This is a genomic window from Meridianimaribacter sp. CL38, assembly GCF_004328055.1.
In the GTDB taxonomy this organism is placed as follows: Bacteria; Bacteroidota; Bacteroidia; order Flavobacteriales; family Flavobacteriaceae; genus Gaetbulibacter_B; species Gaetbulibacter_B jejuensis.
In genome coordinates this window covers 367,701-383,573 of record NZ_QKWS01000002.1, presented here as the reverse complement: position 1 = coordinate 383,573, position 15,873 = coordinate 367,701, and the positions used below count along the sequence as shown (strand labels likewise).

The window sequence follows — 15,873 nt, the reverse complement described above, 5'->3', positions numbered from 1 at the left end:
TATATTATAAAAAAAGGACGCAATTGCGTCCTTTTTTAGTTTTATACATTTTAGGTTTACCCTTCAAACTCAAAATCGTCTCCACCACCATTACCATCGCCACCTCTTTGACGTTGGTTGTTTCTGTTTTGTTGGTTAAATCTATAAGTGAACGATAAGTTAAAAGTACGTTGTCTCCATTGAAACTCACTATGACTAATAAACGTATCGGTTGTAGAGTCAGAAATTCTTTTTCTGCTGTTAAATACATCACTCACATTAAAAGCTATTGAAGCATTTTCATTTAAGATATCTTTACTAAAAGCAACATCAGTTGAAAACATTCCCTTTGTTTTATTTTGAGCATCTTCACTTGGTCCTCTATAAAATAAACGTGTTTGCCAATCGATTTTTCCTGGTAAAGTATATTTATTGTTTAATCGAGCAAACCAACTAATGTTTTCAGCTCCAAAATCGGTTCCGTTATAAAAACCTTCGGTTTTAGATTGGAATAAGTTGAAGTTTCCGTTTAAGTTCCATTTTTTTGATGGTCTGTAGGTTACGGTAAACTCAAAACCAAAACGGTCGTTTGTTGCTAAGTTAATAGGAACACGTCTTATTACTGGTACTTCAGTTCCTCCAACAGTAACTGTTTGTCCTGTATCTTCTGTAATGAAAGTAAATACATCTGTAGCATGTTGAAAGTAAATAGAAGAGTTTAAAGTTACTTTTCCAAATTTGTTTAAGTATCCAATGTCAACAGTATTTGAGTAACTTGGGTCAATATCAGGATTTCCTTGAAACAGGTTAGTTGCACTACTTCTTGATGGAAATGGATTTATAAAACGAGAACGTGGTCTTCTAATTCTTCGGTTATAACCAAATGTGATACTTTGGTTTTCAGTAATTTCATACCCTAAATTTACAGTTGGGAAAAAACCAACATAGTTTTTCTTGTCGAAATCACCACTTGTAACTTGGTCAATAGTTATACGTGTAGATTCCATACGTAAACCTAATAAATAAGAAAATTTGTCTTTTATTTTACTACCAAATTGAGAGTATACAGCGTTAATATATTCTCTGTAAACTAAGTTATTACTTACATCAGTGTCTAAAACATAATCATTACCATCATAAAACTCTAACGCATAATCGGTATCTAATTCGTTAAAGTTACCTCTATACCCAAATTCAAATTGACCTTTTTCACCAATAGGCATTACGTAGTCACTTTGTAATAAAATTTGATCTTGTTCTTCAAGAGTTGTTACTCTTTCAGAAGCATCTCCATCTTGCTGAATTAAAGAAAATTCATCCTCGTTACTATTTTCATATTGAAAATCAAACGTAAATCTGTGCTCACTGTTTCCATTAAATTGCTTGTCGAAATTAACAGAGTACTGTAAGTTTCTGTCGTCTTCTTTTTCAAGTTCAAGTCTTGGAGATTCATTAATTAATGCTCCAGTTGCATCAACCTCTCTAATAGTGTTAGTAGTTTCATCATCATCATCACTTTTTCTGTACACAACCGAAGCTGTTAATGAAGCAGTGTCATTAATGTACCATTCAACACCTGTATTAGTTGTAATTCCTTTTCGCTGTCTGTCAAAATCTCTGTATTCGTTTAAGAATGTGTTAGGGTCGTCACCATTAAAATATTCAGTTTCAGTAAGTGAATTACCAGGAGATTCTCTGTAATTATATCCAGTAGTATTGAAAAAATTGAAATCTCCAGTTCTGTAGTTAATATTCCCAGAAATTCCAGCTTGTGTTGGGTGTCCTGCATTTACAGTAACAGCTCCATTTAACCCTTGTAATTTACTACGTCTTAAAATAATGTTTAAAATACCTGCAGTTCCTTCGGCATCATAACGAGCAGAAGGAGAGGTGATTACTTCAACACGCTCAATAGATTCAGCAGGTAGTTGTCGTAAAGCATCGGTTGAATTTAAACCTACCAATCCTGAAGGTTTACCGTTAATTAAAATACGTACGTTGTCTTGACCTCTTAAAGATACATTTCCTTCAACATCAACAGAAACCGAAGGAACGTTGTCTAGTACATCACTTACTGTACCACCACGAACCGTAAGGTCTTTACCAACATTATATATTTTCTTGTCTAGTTTTATTTCAACAGTAGTACGCTCTGCAATAACTTCAACCTCTCCAAGAGCTTCAACATCTAAAGCTAAACCTACAGTGCCAAGATTTATATCGCTAGTTAATGATTTATCATAATAGGTTTTCTTTTCGTAAGAAATGTATTCAACTGATATGTCATAAGTTCCTGCAGGTACATTTATTGAGAATTTACCTTCGCTATCTGTAATGCCTCCAGTAACTATTTTATTCTCTTTTTTACTAAAAAAAGCAACAGTTGCATACTCTAATGGTAAGTTTACCTCACTGTCCATTACTATACCAGAAACGGTTATTTCGTTAGGTGTTTGCGCAACAATTGAGTTGAAGCTTAAAAGTAGAATAAGTGTTTTAAATAGATGTTTCATGAATTGATTTTGGTTGGGTTAATTTTTGTTTTTCTTTTTTCTCTTGTTCTTTTTTTTATGTTCCAAAGGGTTTTTAACTGCTTCTTGAATTTTACTAATAACTTCATCTTTACATATATCTTTTAATTCAGTAAAATGAGTTCTGTCCAATTCATTTAATTTTTCTTCGCGTATATATGAAGGGAAGTTTGCTTGATGAATTTTCTGTTTTTCATCAAAATAGGAGTTTAGTTTTTGCTTGATGATTTCTTTTTGAAAATCGTCAACGCTTAAGCTGCTAACAAGATTTTCTATAAATTCAAGTTTGTCAGCTTCATATTGTTCTTTCATCTCTTGCATTTGCTTCTCATTACTGTTTTGAGAATGAGTAGCTAGAGAATAAAAACTGAAAAAAAGTAAAAAAAAGAATAGTTTTTGCATGCCTAGTTTTTTAGTTAGACAGCAAAAATATGGTAAGGTTTAGTGGGTTTTGGTTAAAGTTGTGTTAAAGAAATAAACCTTATTAAGGCTAAATAATTTCTAAAATTTTGGTAGCAGGTCTACCAATAACAGCCTTTTTACCATTAATAGCTATTGGTCTTTCAATAAGTTTTGGGTTTTCAGTCATAGCTTTTATAATTTGATCGTCAGTAAGGTCTTTACCTTTAAATTCTGATTTCCAAATAGCTTCATTTTTACGCACTAATTCAATAGGTAGAATTCCTAATAAATTAATGATGTCTTTTAATTCTTTTTCAGAAGGAACGTCTTCTAAATATTTAATAACTTTAAATGGTTTTCCATAAGTTTCAAGAACTTCAATACCTTGTCTTGATTTACTACATCTAGGGTTGTGGTAAATTTTAAGCATAATAATTTTTTATAGTGTTTGTTGTGTGTCTTCTTTTTGTCCCATCATCATTAAATAGGCTTTTAAAAATGGCTCAATATCTCCATCCATAACAGCGTCTACATTACCTGTTTCATGACCAGACCTTACATCTTTTACTAGTTTATAAGGGTGCATAACGTAATTACGTATTTGACTTCCCCATTCAATCTTCATTTTTTCGGCTTCAATATCATCTCTTTGAGCCAATTGTTTTTGCAATTCTATTTCGTACAACTGCGATTTAAGCATTTGCATTGCTCTTGCTCTGTTATCATGTTGCGAGCGCGTTTCGGAACAAGAAATTTGAATTCCTGTAGGCTTGTGAGTAAGCTGTACTTTGGTTTCAACTTTATTTACATTTTGTCCACCAGCACCACTTGAACGCGCTGTTGTAATTTCAATATCGGCAGGATTGATTTCTATTTCAATAGTATCATCTACCAAAGGATAAACATATACCGAAACAAAGCTTGTGTGTCGTTTGGCATTACTGTCAAATGGTGAAATACGTACCAAACGATGCACACCATTTTCACCTTTTAGCCACCCAAAAGCAAAATCGCCTTCAATCTCTAAAGTTACTGTTTTTATACCTGCAACATCTCCTTCTTGAAAGTTAAGTTCTTTAACCTTAAAGCCATTTTTTTCAGCATACATAAGGTACATACGCATAAGCATACTTGCCCAATCGCAGCTTTCGGTTCCACCAGCTCCAGCAGTAATTTGAAGTACAGCACTAAGGCTATCTCCTTCATCTGAAAGCATGTTTTTAAACTCTAATTTTTCAATTTGAGTTACAGCTTTTTCAAATCGGTCATCAACATCTTCAGCAGTAGCTTCATCTTCTTTATGAAACTCGTAAATAACTTCTAAGTCTTCTACAAGTGTTTTTGCAGTGTTATAATCTTCAACCCATTTTTTCTTTTCTCTTAGCGACTTCATTATGGCTTCAGCAGCTTTGGAGTCGTTCCAGAAGTTTGGGTCAAATGTTTTTTCTTCTTCGTTAGCTATTTCAATTAATTTGGCATCTACGTCAAAGATATTGTCTAAGCGAACCTAGACGGGAATTAAGATCTTTTATTTGATCTGATGTAGTCATAAAATTGTAAATTTTGACAAATTTAAAATTAAAACCTGCATTGTAAAAGATTTACAAGGATATTTTTAAAGGAATTTGTTTAGTTTTATGCCTTAATACTCAATTATGAAAACGCTTTTTTTACATTCATTTTTACTTTTATGTATTACTACTTCCTTTGCTCAAGGATTAACAGGAAAAGATTTAAAAAATTACGAAGGATATTTTAATTTCTTTTATGAAGAAGCTCAAGATAAAATCTATCTAGAAGTTACTCAGTTAGATGAGGAGTTTTTATATGTAAACTCACTAGCAACAGGAGTTGGTTCTAATGATATTGGTTTAGATAGAGGACAACTTGGAGATAACAGAATTGTAAAATTTGTAAAAGCAGGAAACAAATTACTTTTAGTACAACCTAATCAAAATTACAGAGCAATAACCGATAACGAGTTAGAAAAGAAAAGTATTGAACAAGCTTTTGCAAAATCGGTGTTATTTGGGTTTAAAATAGAAGAGGAGTCCAACGGAAAATACATTATCGATATTACTTCGTTTTTAATGCAAGATGCTCATGGAGTAGCTGATAGACTGCAAAGCCAAAATGAAGGACGCTACAGTTTAGATATGAGTAAAAGTGCATTGTCACTAGAGCGTACAAAGGCTTTCCCAAAAAATGTTGAGTTTGAAGCATTGTTAACTTTTAGTGGAGACCCAAAAGGCCGAAACATAAGAAGTGTAACACCAACAGCTTCTTTAGTGAGTGTTATTCAGCATCATTCATTTGTAGAATTACCGGACGATAATTATAAAAAGCGTGAGTTTGATGTGCGTAGTGGAGCCATTTCCATTTCGTATATGGATTATGCAACTCCTGTACAGGAGCAAATAAAGAAGCATTATATTATTCGTCATCGTTTAGAAAAAAAGAACCCAAACGATTCCATTAGTGAAGCAGTTGAACCTATTATTTATTATTTAGATTCTGGTACTCCTGAACCTATTCGTTCTGCTTTATTAGATGGAGCACGTTGGTGGAATGAAGCCTACGAAGCTATTGGTTTTAAAAATGCTTTTCAAGTTGAAGTGTTGCCTGAAGATGCAGATCCTATGGATTGCAGATACAATGTTATTCAATGGGTACATCGCTCAACAAGAGGTTGGAGCTATGGTGGAAGTGTTATTGACCCAAGAACAGGAGAGATTATTAAAGGACATGTTAGCCTTGGTAGTTTACGTATTAGACAAGATTTTATGATTGCTCAGGCGTTATTAAATAAGCCATTCGCTAATCGTGATGATAATTACCAACCTATGTTACAAATGGCTTTGGCAAGAATACGTCAGTTGAGCGCGCACGAAGTGGGACATACTATTGGTTTTGCTCATAATTTTGCAGCAAGTACTAACAATAGAGCTTCGGTTATGGATTATCCGCATCCAAAAGTAAAACTTACAAATGGCGAAGTTGATTTAAGCGATGCTTATGATGTTGGTATTGGAGATTGGGATAAAGTTACTGTGGCGTATAGTTATTCTCAATTTAAAGACACTGAAAATGAAACAGAAGCATTAAACAATATTTTAAAAGAAGCAACCAATTCTGGTCTTCGATTTATAACCGATAGTGATGCACGAGCGCAAAATGGTGCTCATGCCTATGCTCACCTTTGGGATAACGGTAAAAGTGCTTCTGAGGAGTTAGAAAACGTGCTTAAAGTGAGAGCTAAAGCAATTTCAAATTTTTCAAAAGATAATATTAAGACAGGAGAACCTTATTCAGTTTTAGAAGATGTGTTTGTGCCTTTATATTTCTTTCATCGTTATCAAACCGAAGCAGCTACTAAGCTTGTAGGTGGATTGGATTATAACTATGCGGTAAAAGGCGATGGTCAAATGATTACAAAAGCTATCGATGCTAAAACTCAAAAAGAAGCACTACAAGCTATACTTAAAACCCTTTCTGCAGAGACATTGGCTATTCCACAAGATAAGTTAGAGTTGTTTCCTCCAAGAGCATTTCAGTATTGGCGAACAAGAGAATCATTTCGTGGTAATACAGGAGTCGCTTTTGATCCTTTTGCACCTGTAGAAACGTCAAGCGATATGACTTTGGGATTATTATTAAATCCTGAACGAATGAACAGAGTGTATCAACAAAAGGTTTTAGATAAATCGCAATTAGGTTTAAAAGAATTTTTAGAAATCTTGATAGATGCCACTATAAAAAAGAAAACAGAAAACAGTTACCAAGGCGAAGTACAGCAGATTATCAATCTTTCGGTTTTAAATAATATTATGGCGTTATCAGCTAGCGAAAAATTAATGCCACAAGCTCAGGCTTTAGTAAATTTTGAAGTGATGAAACTAAAAGTGAAATTACAAGAGCGAAGAGTTGACCCAATGGCAATGTTTATGGTGAAAGAGATAGATAAATTTTTAGGAAATCCTAAAGGTTTTAAAGCACCAAGTTCACCAAAAATTCCTGATGGTTCTCCAATAGGAAGTGATGCTTGTTTTTATCATTCAAACTAAACATAACAGAAAAATAGTTTAAAAATTCCCATTTCTTAGAAAATAGATATGATTATAGATTTAAGAAGCGATACAGTTACAAAGCCAACAAAAGACATGTTGGAAGCAATGATGCAAGCGCAAGTTGGCGATGATGTTTTTGATGAAGATGTTACTGTAAAAATGCTAGAGAGCAAACTAGCAGCTCAATTTGGAAAATCACACGCCTTATTTTTTCCTAGCGGAAGTATGGCAAACCAAACTGCTTTAAAACTGCATACGCAACCAGGAGAGCAGGTAATTTGTGATAAAACAGCTCACATCTATAATTACGAAGCTGGTGGAGCGTCGTTTAATAGTGGTATTTCGTGTAAGTTGGTTGATGGTAACAGAGGAATGTTTACAGCACAACAAGTAGAAGAAGCTATTAATCCTGATGCATTTTATTATGCTAAAACAACTTTAGTAGAAGTTGAAAATACAGCAAATAGAGGAGGAGGTTCTTGTTGGGATTTTGAAGAGTTGAAAAAAATACGTCAGGTTTGTGATACACACAAACTAGGGTATCATCTTGATGGTGCTCGATTATGGAATGCGCTTGTTGAAAAGGACGAAACCACAATGCAATATGGGAAACTGTTTGATACTATTTCAGTGTGTTTGAGTAAAGGTTTAGGTTGTCCTATAGGTTCTGTTTTAATTGGTGATGAAGCGCTTATGAAAAACGCAGTGAGAATTAGAAAAGTATTTGGTGGAAATATGCGACAAGTAGGATATTTAGCTGCTGCTGGATTATATGCTTTAGAAAACAATATCAACAGACTAAAAGACGATCACACTAAAGCTAAAGACATTGAAGCGGTTTTAAAAGCATTGCCTTTTATACAATCGGTTGAACCTGTAGAGACCAACATTATCATTTTTGAGCTACAGAAAGGAATTAGCGAATCTGCATTTGTACAAAAGCTAGATGATAATGGTATTAAGATTATTGGTATGGGAAGTGGAAAGCTACGTATTGTAACACATCTTGATTATACCAATGTAATGCACGATAAGTTTTTGAGCGTATTGAGAAAGCTTGAGTTTTAGTTTGAAACTTTTATTAAGTACTACTATTAATAAATACAGCTTGTATAACTCCATTAGCTAACCAAACTAACCCTAAAATTAGATTTAGGGTTAGTTGTTTCTTTTTATAATGAATTTTCATTTTAAGGGATTTACATCAACACGCTAAAAAATCACTTAAACATATCCAAACCAGGAATGTTTGGCATACCGTCTTTGGCAACTGCAGCAATTTCGGTTTCGTTTACAGTTGTAGCACGCTCAATAGCTTTGTTTAGGGTTAAAACAAGGTAATCTTCAAGCATATCTTTGTCTTCAAGCAATGCATCGTCAATAACAATATTTTTTATGGTTCTGTTTGCAGTAATAGTTACTTTAAGTTTATTATCAGTACTGCTTTCATCAATTAAAACAGTGTTTAAACGAGCTTTAGTGTCTTCAACTTTTTTTTGGGTTTCTTTCAATTTATTCATCATACCCATCATATCTCCAAACATAATTTTTTCTTTTTATTAGGTTAAGTCACAAAATTACTAAAATCATTAGTAATGCATTAACAGTTCAATTCTAATTTTAATTCTATTTTTGCATACTTCTTAAACTAATTTTTAATGATAAAAGAAAGGGTTGTACCTCCTGTAGCTAAAAGAGTTCCTAAAACTTTAAGCATTCACAACGATACCAGAATTGACGATTATTTTTGGCTAAACCAAAGAGAAGACCAAGATGTTTTGGATTATTTAAACGCTGAAAATGCTTACTTTGAAGAAATGACAGCGCATACCAAAGCCTTTGAAGACAACTTGTTTAAAGAAATGAAAGCAAGAATTAAGGAAGATGATGAGTCGGTTCCTTATAAGTACAATGGGTATTGGTATATTGTGAAGTACGAAACAGGAAAAGATTATCCAATTTATATAAGAAGAAAAGACACTTTAGATGCTCCTGATGAGTTGATGTTTGATTGTAACGAAATGGCAAAAGGACACGACTATTTTAAACTAGCAGGTATAAGCATAAGCCCTGATAATACCAAAGTAGCGTATGGTTTAGATACAGTAGGAAGGCGTCAGTATACTATTAATTTTAAAAGTTTAGTTGATAATGAACCAATTACTGATACTATAGAAAACACTACAGGTTCAGCGTCTTGGGCTAACGATAGCGCGACTTTATTTTACACTAAAAAAGATGAAGAAACGCTGAGGTCTGATAAAGTGTTTAAACACAAATTAGGGACTAATGAAAGTGAAGATAAATTGGTTTTTCACGAAACCGACGACACATTTGGAGTAGCAGTTTACAAGTCAAAATCTAGAAAATATATCATTATTGCTTGTTACAGTACTTTAACTAATGAGTATCACATTTTAGATGCCAACACACCTAATGCTGATTTTAAGGTGTTTCAAGAGCGTATAAGAGGTTTGGAGTACAGTATTTCGCATTTTGAAGGCCATTTTTATATGGTTACCAATAAAGATGAGGCTACTAACTTTAAGCTAATGAAAACAGATGAAACCAAAACAGAAGTTTCAAATTGGGTTGAGGTTATTCCGCATCGAGAAGATGTGTTACTTGAGGATATTGATATTTTCAAAGAATTTTTAGTTATTAGTGAGCGTAGTAATGGTTTAAACCAAATACGAATTACACGTTGGGATGAAACCGATGATTACTACTTACCTTTTGATAGTGAAACCTATACAGCCTACACAGGTACTAATGTCGATTTTGATACTGAAGTGTTGAGGTATAGTTACAATTCGTTAACCAATCCTGCGTCAACCATTGATTTTAATATGGTAACTAAAACCAAAACCATAAAAAAGGAGCAGCAGGTTTTAGGAGGTACATTTGATAAAAACAATTATCAATCAGAGCGCTTATGGGCAACTGCTGATGATGGTACCAAAATACCAATGTCTGTAGTATATAAAAAAGGTGTTAAAAAGGATGGCAACAGTCCAGTGTTACAATATGCTTATGGCTCTTACGGTTCAACTATAGACCCTTATTTCTCTAGCATACGTTTAAGCTTGTTAGATAGAGGCTTTATTTATGTAATTGCTCATGTAAGAGGCGGAGAGTATTTGGGTAGAAATTGGTATGAGCAAGGTAAACTACTTCAAAAGAAAAACACTTTTACCGATTTTATTGCGTGTTCAAAATTTTTAATAGAAAACAATTACACCTCTCCTAAGCATCTATACGCTTTAGGCGGAAGTGCAGGAGGGCTTTTAATAGGAGCTGTAATTAATATGGCACCACAGTTATATCATGGTGTTATTGCTGCTGTACCTTTTGTAGACGTGGTAACCACAATGTTAGATGATAGTATTCCGCTAACAACAGGAGAATATGACGAATGGGGAAACCCAAATACCTTAGAGTATTATAACTACATGAAATCCTATTCGCCATACGATAATGTAAAAGCGCAAGACTATCCACATATTTTAGTAACTACAGGACTTCATGACTCTCAAGTACAATATTGGGAGCCAGCAAAATGGGTTGCAAAAATGAGATTTCTAAAAACTGACACTAATAAATTGTTTTTAAAAACCAACATGAATGCAGGTCATGGTGGCGCTTCAGGACGTTTTGAAGCTTTAAAAGAAGATGCCGAAGAGTATGCCTTTTTATTAGACTTAGAGAATATTACTAGTTAATTAAAAAAAAACTCTTATTTTTGCGAGGTTTTAGGTTACTTTTTTTAATTTGTGACTGATAAATAGCATTTATGAAAGACAACTTACAAGTGTTTGATAACGTGTTGGATCTTATAGGAAAAACACCTCTAATCAAATTAAATAAGCTAACTGCAAGTTTTGATGGTGATTTCTACGCTAAGGTAGAAGCCTTTAATCCAGGACACTCTTCAAAAGATAGAATAGCACTTCATATTATAGAAGAAGCTGAAAGACAAGGAATTTTAACTCCAGGAGATACAATTATTGAAACCACATCTGGTAATACAGGATTTAGTATTGCTATGGTAAGTATCATTAAAGGATACGAGTGTATTTTGGCTGTGAGCTCAAAGTCGTCAGCTGATAAAATAGATATGCTTAAAGCCATGGGAGCAACTGTGTATGTTTGTCCTGCTCATGTAAGTGCTGATGACCCAAGGTCGTATTATCAAGTTGCAAAACGCTTACATGAAGAACGAAAAGGTTCAATCTATATCAATCAGTATTTTAATCAATTAAATATTGATGCACATTATAACACTACAGGTCCTGAAATTTGGAAACAAACAGAAGGAAAAATTACACATTTAATTGCTTGTAGTGGAACAGGAGGAACAATTTCAGGAACTTCTAAGTTTTTGAAAGAGCAAAATCCAAACGTTAAAATAATAGGAGTAGATGCTTATGGTTCGGTATTAAAAAAATACCACGAAACCAGAGAGTTTGACGAAAACGAAATCTACCCATACAGAATTGAAGGCTTAGGAAAAAACTTAATTCCTACAGCAACAGATTTTGACCTTATTGACAAGTTTGTAAAAGTAACCGACGAAGACAGTGCGCACACTGCAAGGGAAATTTCTAGAACCGAAGGTTTATTTGTTGGTTATACAAGTGGAGCAGCAATGCAAGCCATAAAACAACTTAGTGAAGAAGGAGAATTTAAAAAAGGAGACAAAATTGTTGTGATTTTCCCAGACCATGGTTCAAGATACATGAGTAAAGTGTATAGTGACAAGTGGATGGAAAGTCAAGGTTTCTTTGACAGTAAAAATGTCACTTCCGAAACAATTCAGTACATAAAGTAAATACATTACCTATCCTATTTCACCCTAATAATATGATAGGTTTTTTGTGTCTTATTAGGTTATGAACACAAGTTTATAAATTAATTATGTTGTCATAATATAATTAATTAATTTTGCCTCTCAAACTAGACTAATTTAGCTTAAATGAAAGATTTATTTGAAAAGATATACAAGGATAAAGGTCCTTTAGGAAAATGGGCGTCTCAAGCAGAAGGATATTTTGTGTTTCCTAAACTTGAAGGTCAAATATCCAACAGAATGAAGTTCCAGGGAAAAGATGTAATTACCTGGAGTATTAATGATTATCTTGGTTTAGCTAACCATCCTGAAGTACGAAAAACCGATGCTGAAGCTGGTGCAGCTTATGGATCGGCTTACCCAATGGGAGCTCGTATGATGTCTGGTCACACAGATTTACACGAAAAACTTCAAAATGAGTTGGCTTCATTTGTAAGTAAAGAAGCAGCTTACCTTTTAAACTTTGGTTATCAAGGAATGGTATCTACTATTGATGCTTTGGTATCTAAAGATGATATTATCGTTTACGATGTTGATGCACACGCTTGTATTATAGATGGAGTACGTTTACACATGGGTAAACGTTTTACTTACAAGCACAACGATGTTGAAAGTTTAGAAAAAAACCTTGAGCGTGCTACCAAAATGGCAGAACAAACAGGAGGTGGAATTTTAGTAATTTCAGAAGGTGTGTTTGGAATGCGTGGTGAGCAAGGTCGTTTAAAAGAAATCGTAGCGCTTAAAGAAAAATACAATTTCAGATTTTTAGTTGATGATGCTCACGGTTTTGGAACCTTAGGAAAAACAGGAGCTGGAGCAGGTGAAGAGCAAGGTGTACAAGACGGAATAGATGTGTATTTTGCAACTTTTGCTAAGTCTTTAGCAAGTACAGGTGCTTTTATTGCTGCAGATCAAGAAATTATTGATTATTTAAAATACAATTTACGTTCTCAAATGTTTGCTAAATCATTGCAAATGCAATTGGTTGTTGGTGCGTTAAAACGTTTAGAGATGTTAAAGACAATGCCAGAGCTTAAAGCAAAACTTTGGGAGAATGTAAATGCATTACAAAAAGGTTTAAAAGAACGTGGTTTTGATATTGGTACAACACAAAGTTGTGTAACACCAGTATATTTAAAAGGAAGTATTCCTGAAGCTATGGCTTTAGTAAAAGACTTACGCGAAAACTATGGTATTTTTTGTTCAATAGTAGTGTATCCAGTAATCCCTAAAGGGCTAATATTATTACGTTTAATACCTACTGCTACACACACGCTAGAAGATGTTAATGAAACTTTAGATGCGTTTGATGGTATTAGAAGTAGATTAGAAAACGGAACTTACAAACGTTTATCTGCTGCAGTTGCTGCTGCAATGGGAGAGTAAACGATAGTTAAATATATCAACAAAAAAGCCGATGATTTTTCATCGGCTTTTTTTATTAAAGATCTTTTCTAAGTGTAAAACGCCTTTTGTTGGTTTTAGGATTAAAATGTTTCCATATTTGATGAATAGCTTTATTATCTGCTAATTCAGGTGTTCTAATACAGTTTTGAATGCCTTTTTCCTTAAATACCTTATAGTATTCATCAAATATAATTGCTGTAACTCCTTTGTTTTGATATTCTGGTAAAACACCAATTAAGTAGAATACCACATCCTTACTTTCTTTTTTAGCTTTTAATAACTTAAGAAACCCAAACGGAAATAGTTTTCCTTTTGCTTCCTGTAAAGCTCTAGCAAATGATGGCATTACTATTGAAAACGCAATTAATTCATCGTTTTTATCAACAACAAACTTGATGTATTCAGGGTTTACAAAGCTTATAAACTTCTTTTTAAAGTAAGCCTTTTGAATATCGGTAATCTCAACAAACGATGATAACGACGAATAACTCTTATTGAATAAGTCAAACATTTTATCAGCATAAGGCATTACCTCTTCTGTTTTGGTAAAAGCCAATGAACGTAACTGATATCTTCTTTTTATAAGGTCTTGCACTTTAGCAAAGAACTCAGGTTTTACATTTTTAAAAGGGAAAAAGTTCTCGATGTATTCTTTTTCCTCAGTATACCCATGAGATTTGTAATGGTTGATGTAGTATGGATGGTTATACCATGTAATCATAGTGCTAAGTTGGTCAAAACCTTCGGTAAGCACACCTACTTTGTCTAAATTTGAGAAGCCAACAGGACCTTCGCAATACTCAAGGTTATTTTCTTTACCAATTTCTTCTACTTTTTCAAGAAGCGCTTTAGAAACTTCTAAATCATCAATAAAATCAAACCATCCAAATCGCATTTTCTTTTGGTCTTGCTTTTTTACTTCAAGCCAATTGATAATTGCAGCGACTCTACCTACAATTTCATTATTCTTATATGCTAAAAAGAAACGAGCTTCAGCATCTTTAAATATTGGGTTAACATCTTTGTTAAAGGTTTCTAACTCTTGTTTTATAATAGGAGGAACCCAATACTTGGAGTCTTTATAAATTTTAAACGGAAACTTTACAAATTCCTTAAGCTCATTTTTAGAGCTAATTTCTTTAACTGTAATCATAAAATAGTTGGCTTAGTTGCCATTATCGTCATTAAAATCGGTTTCAGCTCTTCTGCTTTTTTTACCTCTTGATTTTCGTTTAGCTTCTTCATCGGCAGAATTGCCATTGTCAATTTTATCCTTATGGAAATCAAATCTATAAGATGCTCCAAAGTTAACGCTGAATACCGAAGGTGTATCTTTAGTGTTCAAGGTTAAAGCTGTGTCTAACTGTAAGTCTTTGCTTAAGAGGTAAGCACCTCCAAATCTAAATAAATTATCGGCATAAAAGTCACTCTTAATACCATGGGCTTCTCCAAAAATCACCCATTTTGGATTGAAAGAATGCGTTAGTGTGAGGATATATTGAAAATCAGAAAAGTCACTACCAATTCTGTCTTTAATTAAATTCATAACAAGTACCCAACCACCAGCAAAGTTGTTTTGTGTTGCAACCATTACTTTAGGACTAAAACCTTCAACATCTGGAGCAGTGTAAGGGTTATTTTTAGAATCGTAATTTGCACCTAAATATACAGCAACAGCAGGAATTAAGGATTTCCATTTAAAAGCTCTATTGGCATGGTAGCTATAAATGTTTGGTTTGTCTTCTTCTGCATTTTTATAAGGATCGTAAACTAAATACTTAGCACCAAGTGTGAAGTTTTTAAAGTTTGAGCGTTTATCTTCAGTTGAGAATGTTGAGCGATTATCGGTAAACGTATCGTTTTGGTAAGTACCTTCAAGGTTGATTTCCAACTCTTCAAATAGTAGTCCGTAACGCGCAGCAAAATCTACTCCAAAACCAGACACTTCATACATTAAAGGCGTGTGTTTTTCTTTAACAATGTAAGGGCCAACCTCTAATTGAGCTACATTGGTTCCCACAGAAAAAGCACTTCTAGAAACTCCAGGTCTATTGGAATTTATAACTTCGGTATATTGCGAAAATGTATTGAAAGACACTGCAAAACACACCAATAACATATACTGTTTAATAGATTTCATCTGTTTGTGTTTTAGTTTTTTAATTGTCAAACGGAATGCCTTTTTCATTTTATATTCTGATGTAAAAATTAGCTTTGTAGGCATTTCATAGGTGATTTGTTAAATTCAAATATAGAGATTTTATACTTTTTTTAAGTATTTATAACTTATTTTAAAGTATGATAATTGTATTTTTGAAAAAAATATCTTTTTAATGGTACAAACGGCTTCTTTTATTGGTTTTTTAAGAACCATTTTAATCATACTATTAGTGTATTATGGTATAAAGCTACTTATGCGAATTTTTGCTCCATACCTTATGCGCTATATGTCTAAAAAGATGCAAGAACGTTTTGGAGGTCAATTTCAACAATACCAAAATAACCAACAAACACAACAAAGAGAAGGCGAGACTGTAATTGATAAAATGCCTGAGCGTCAGAAGTCTTCAAATAAAACTGTTGGTGAGTACGTGGATTACGAAGAAATTGATTAATTTTCACAATCATTCTTTAAAAC

The 15,873-nt window shown here is 33.4% G+C and carries 13 protein-coding genes; 6 read left to right on the top strand and 7 right to left on the bottom strand.

Annotated elements, in window-relative coordinates; genetic code table 11:
* Positions 1 to 56: 56 nt before the first annotated feature.
* The 4 genes from DMZ43_RS06845 to prfB form a co-directional block, all read right to left on the bottom strand.
* The gene (locus DMZ43_RS06845) at positions 57 to 2,492 is read right to left on the bottom strand and encodes a TonB-dependent receptor domain-containing protein (protein ID WP_131506873.1); all 2,436 of its coding nucleotides are present in this window, start codon (positions 2,490 to 2,492) and stop codon (positions 57 to 59) included.
* Between the two features lie 18 nt (positions 2,493 to 2,510).
* Complete coding sequence (locus DMZ43_RS06840; protein ID WP_131506871.1) at positions 2,511 to 2,912, bottom strand: hypothetical protein; 402 nt, start codon at positions 2,910 to 2,912, stop codon at positions 2,511 to 2,513.
* A gap of 88 nt (positions 2,913 to 3,000) precedes the next feature.
* Positions 3,001 to 3,342 carry an arsenate reductase (glutaredoxin) gene (gene arsC, locus DMZ43_RS06835; RefSeq protein ID WP_131506869.1) on the bottom strand — a complete coding sequence of 114 codons (342 nt, stop codon included), beginning with the start codon at positions 3,340 to 3,342 and terminating at the stop codon, positions 3,001 to 3,003.
* A 9-nt stretch (positions 3,343 to 3,351) separates the two neighbouring features.
* Positions 3,352 to 4,462, bottom strand: a protein-coding gene (gene prfB / locus DMZ43_RS06830; RefSeq protein WP_131506867.1) for a peptide chain release factor 2 whose coding sequence is annotated in 2 segments (ribosomal slippage) — positions 3,352 to 4,398 and positions 4,400 to 4,462 — 1,110 coding nt in all. Because the reading frame shifts where the segments join, the coding sequence is not laid out codon by codon here.
* 105 nt (positions 4,463 to 4,567) lie between these two features.
* On the opposite strand from prfB, the gene DMZ43_RS06825 reads away from it, so the two are divergent.
* Positions 4,568 to 6,976, top strand: coding sequence for a zinc-dependent metalloprotease (locus tag DMZ43_RS06825; protein ID WP_131506865.1), 2,409 nt, complete (start codon positions 4,568 to 4,570; stop codon positions 6,974 to 6,976).
* A 48-nt stretch (positions 6,977 to 7,024) separates the two neighbouring features.
* Positions 7,025 to 8,047 carry a low specificity L-threonine aldolase gene (locus DMZ43_RS06820; RefSeq protein ID WP_131506863.1) on the top strand — a complete coding sequence of 341 codons (1,023 nt, stop codon included), beginning with the start codon at positions 7,025 to 7,027 and terminating at the stop codon, positions 8,045 to 8,047.
* Positions 8,048 to 8,199: 152 nt separating this feature from the next.
* On the opposite strand, the gene DMZ43_RS06815 is transcribed toward DMZ43_RS06820, so the two are convergent.
* Positions 8,200 to 8,523 carry a YbaB/EbfC family nucleoid-associated protein gene (locus tag DMZ43_RS06815; protein WP_131506861.1) on the bottom strand — a complete coding sequence of 108 codons (324 nt, stop codon included), beginning with the start codon at positions 8,521 to 8,523 and terminating at the stop codon, positions 8,200 to 8,202.
* Positions 8,524 to 8,637: 114 nt separating this feature from the next.
* Between DMZ43_RS06815 and DMZ43_RS06810 the strand changes: the two genes are divergently transcribed.
* The 3 genes from DMZ43_RS06810 (at position 8,638) to DMZ43_RS06800 (ending at position 13,214) form a co-directional block, all read left to right on the top strand.
* The gene (locus DMZ43_RS06810; protein ID WP_131506859.1) at positions 8,638 to 10,701 is read left to right on the top strand and encodes a S9 family peptidase; all 2,064 of its coding nucleotides are present in this window, start codon (positions 8,638 to 8,640) and stop codon (positions 10,699 to 10,701) included.
* Positions 10,702 to 10,772: 71 nt separating this feature from the next.
* Entirely contained in the window at positions 10,773 to 11,810 is a 1,038-nt protein-coding gene (locus DMZ43_RS06805; RefSeq protein ID WP_131506858.1) for a PLP-dependent cysteine synthase family protein, read from the top strand.
* Between the two features lie 144 nt (positions 11,811 to 11,954).
* Positions 11,955 to 13,214 carry an aminotransferase class I/II-fold pyridoxal phosphate-dependent enzyme gene (locus tag DMZ43_RS06800; protein ID WP_129760181.1) on the top strand — a complete coding sequence of 420 codons (1,260 nt, stop codon included), beginning with the start codon at positions 11,955 to 11,957 and terminating at the stop codon, positions 13,212 to 13,214.
* 55 nt (positions 13,215 to 13,269) lie between these two features.
* Here the strand turns inward: DMZ43_RS06800 and DMZ43_RS06795 are convergent, their stop codons facing one another.
* Positions 13,270 to 14,388: a GNAT family N-acetyltransferase gene (locus DMZ43_RS06795; protein ID WP_131506856.1), complete on the bottom strand. Its 1,119-nt coding sequence runs from the start codon at positions 14,386 to 14,388 to the stop codon at positions 13,270 to 13,272.
* A 12-nt stretch (positions 14,389 to 14,400) separates the two neighbouring features.
* Positions 14,401 to 15,375: a transporter gene (locus tag DMZ43_RS06790; RefSeq protein WP_131506854.1), complete on the bottom strand. Its 975-nt coding sequence runs from the start codon at positions 15,373 to 15,375 to the stop codon at positions 14,401 to 14,403.
* Between the two features lie 193 nt (positions 15,376 to 15,568).
* Between DMZ43_RS06790 and DMZ43_RS06785 the strand changes: the two genes are divergently transcribed.
* Positions 15,569 to 15,850: a DUF4834 family protein gene (locus DMZ43_RS06785; protein WP_129760178.1), complete on the top strand. Its 282-nt coding sequence runs from the start codon at positions 15,569 to 15,571 to the stop codon at positions 15,848 to 15,850.
* Positions 15,851 to 15,873 lie beyond the last annotated feature (23 nt).

Bases quoted from the DNA above. Each gene is read 5' to 3' on its own strand.
- DMZ43_RS06845 (WP_131506873.1), bottom strand. From the start codon at position 2,492: ATGAAACATCTATTTAAAACACTTATTCTACTTTTAAGCTTCAACTCA.
- DMZ43_RS06840 (WP_131506871.1), bottom strand. From the start codon at position 2,912: ATGCAAAAACTATTCTTTTTTTTACTTTTTTTCAGTTTTTATTCTCTA.
- arsC (WP_131506869.1), bottom strand. From the start codon at position 3,342: ATGCTTAAAATTTACCACAACCCTAGATGTAGTAAATCAAGACAAGGT.
- DMZ43_RS06825 (WP_131506865.1), top strand. From the start codon at position 4,568: ATGAAAACGCTTTTTTTACATTCATTTTTACTTTTATGTATTACTACT.
- DMZ43_RS06820 (WP_131506863.1), top strand. From the start codon at position 7,025: ATGATTATAGATTTAAGAAGCGATACAGTTACAAAGCCAACAAAAGAC.
- DMZ43_RS06815 (WP_131506861.1), bottom strand. From the start codon at position 8,523: ATGTTTGGAGATATGATGGGTATGATGAATAAATTGAAAGAAACCCAA.
- DMZ43_RS06810 (WP_131506859.1), top strand. From the start codon at position 8,638: ATGATAAAAGAAAGGGTTGTACCTCCTGTAGCTAAAAGAGTTCCTAAA.
- DMZ43_RS06805 (WP_131506858.1), top strand. From the start codon at position 10,773: ATGAAAGACAACTTACAAGTGTTTGATAACGTGTTGGATCTTATAGGA.
- DMZ43_RS06800 (WP_129760181.1), top strand. From the start codon at position 11,955: ATGAAAGATTTATTTGAAAAGATATACAAGGATAAAGGTCCTTTAGGA.
- DMZ43_RS06795 (WP_131506856.1), bottom strand. From the start codon at position 14,388: ATGATTACAGTTAAAGAAATTAGCTCTAAAAATGAGCTTAAGGAATTT.
- DMZ43_RS06790 (WP_131506854.1), bottom strand. From the start codon at position 15,375: ATGAAATCTATTAAACAGTATATGTTATTGGTGTGTTTTGCAGTGTCT.
- DMZ43_RS06785 (WP_129760178.1), top strand. From the start codon at position 15,569: ATGGTACAAACGGCTTCTTTTATTGGTTTTTTAAGAACCATTTTAATC.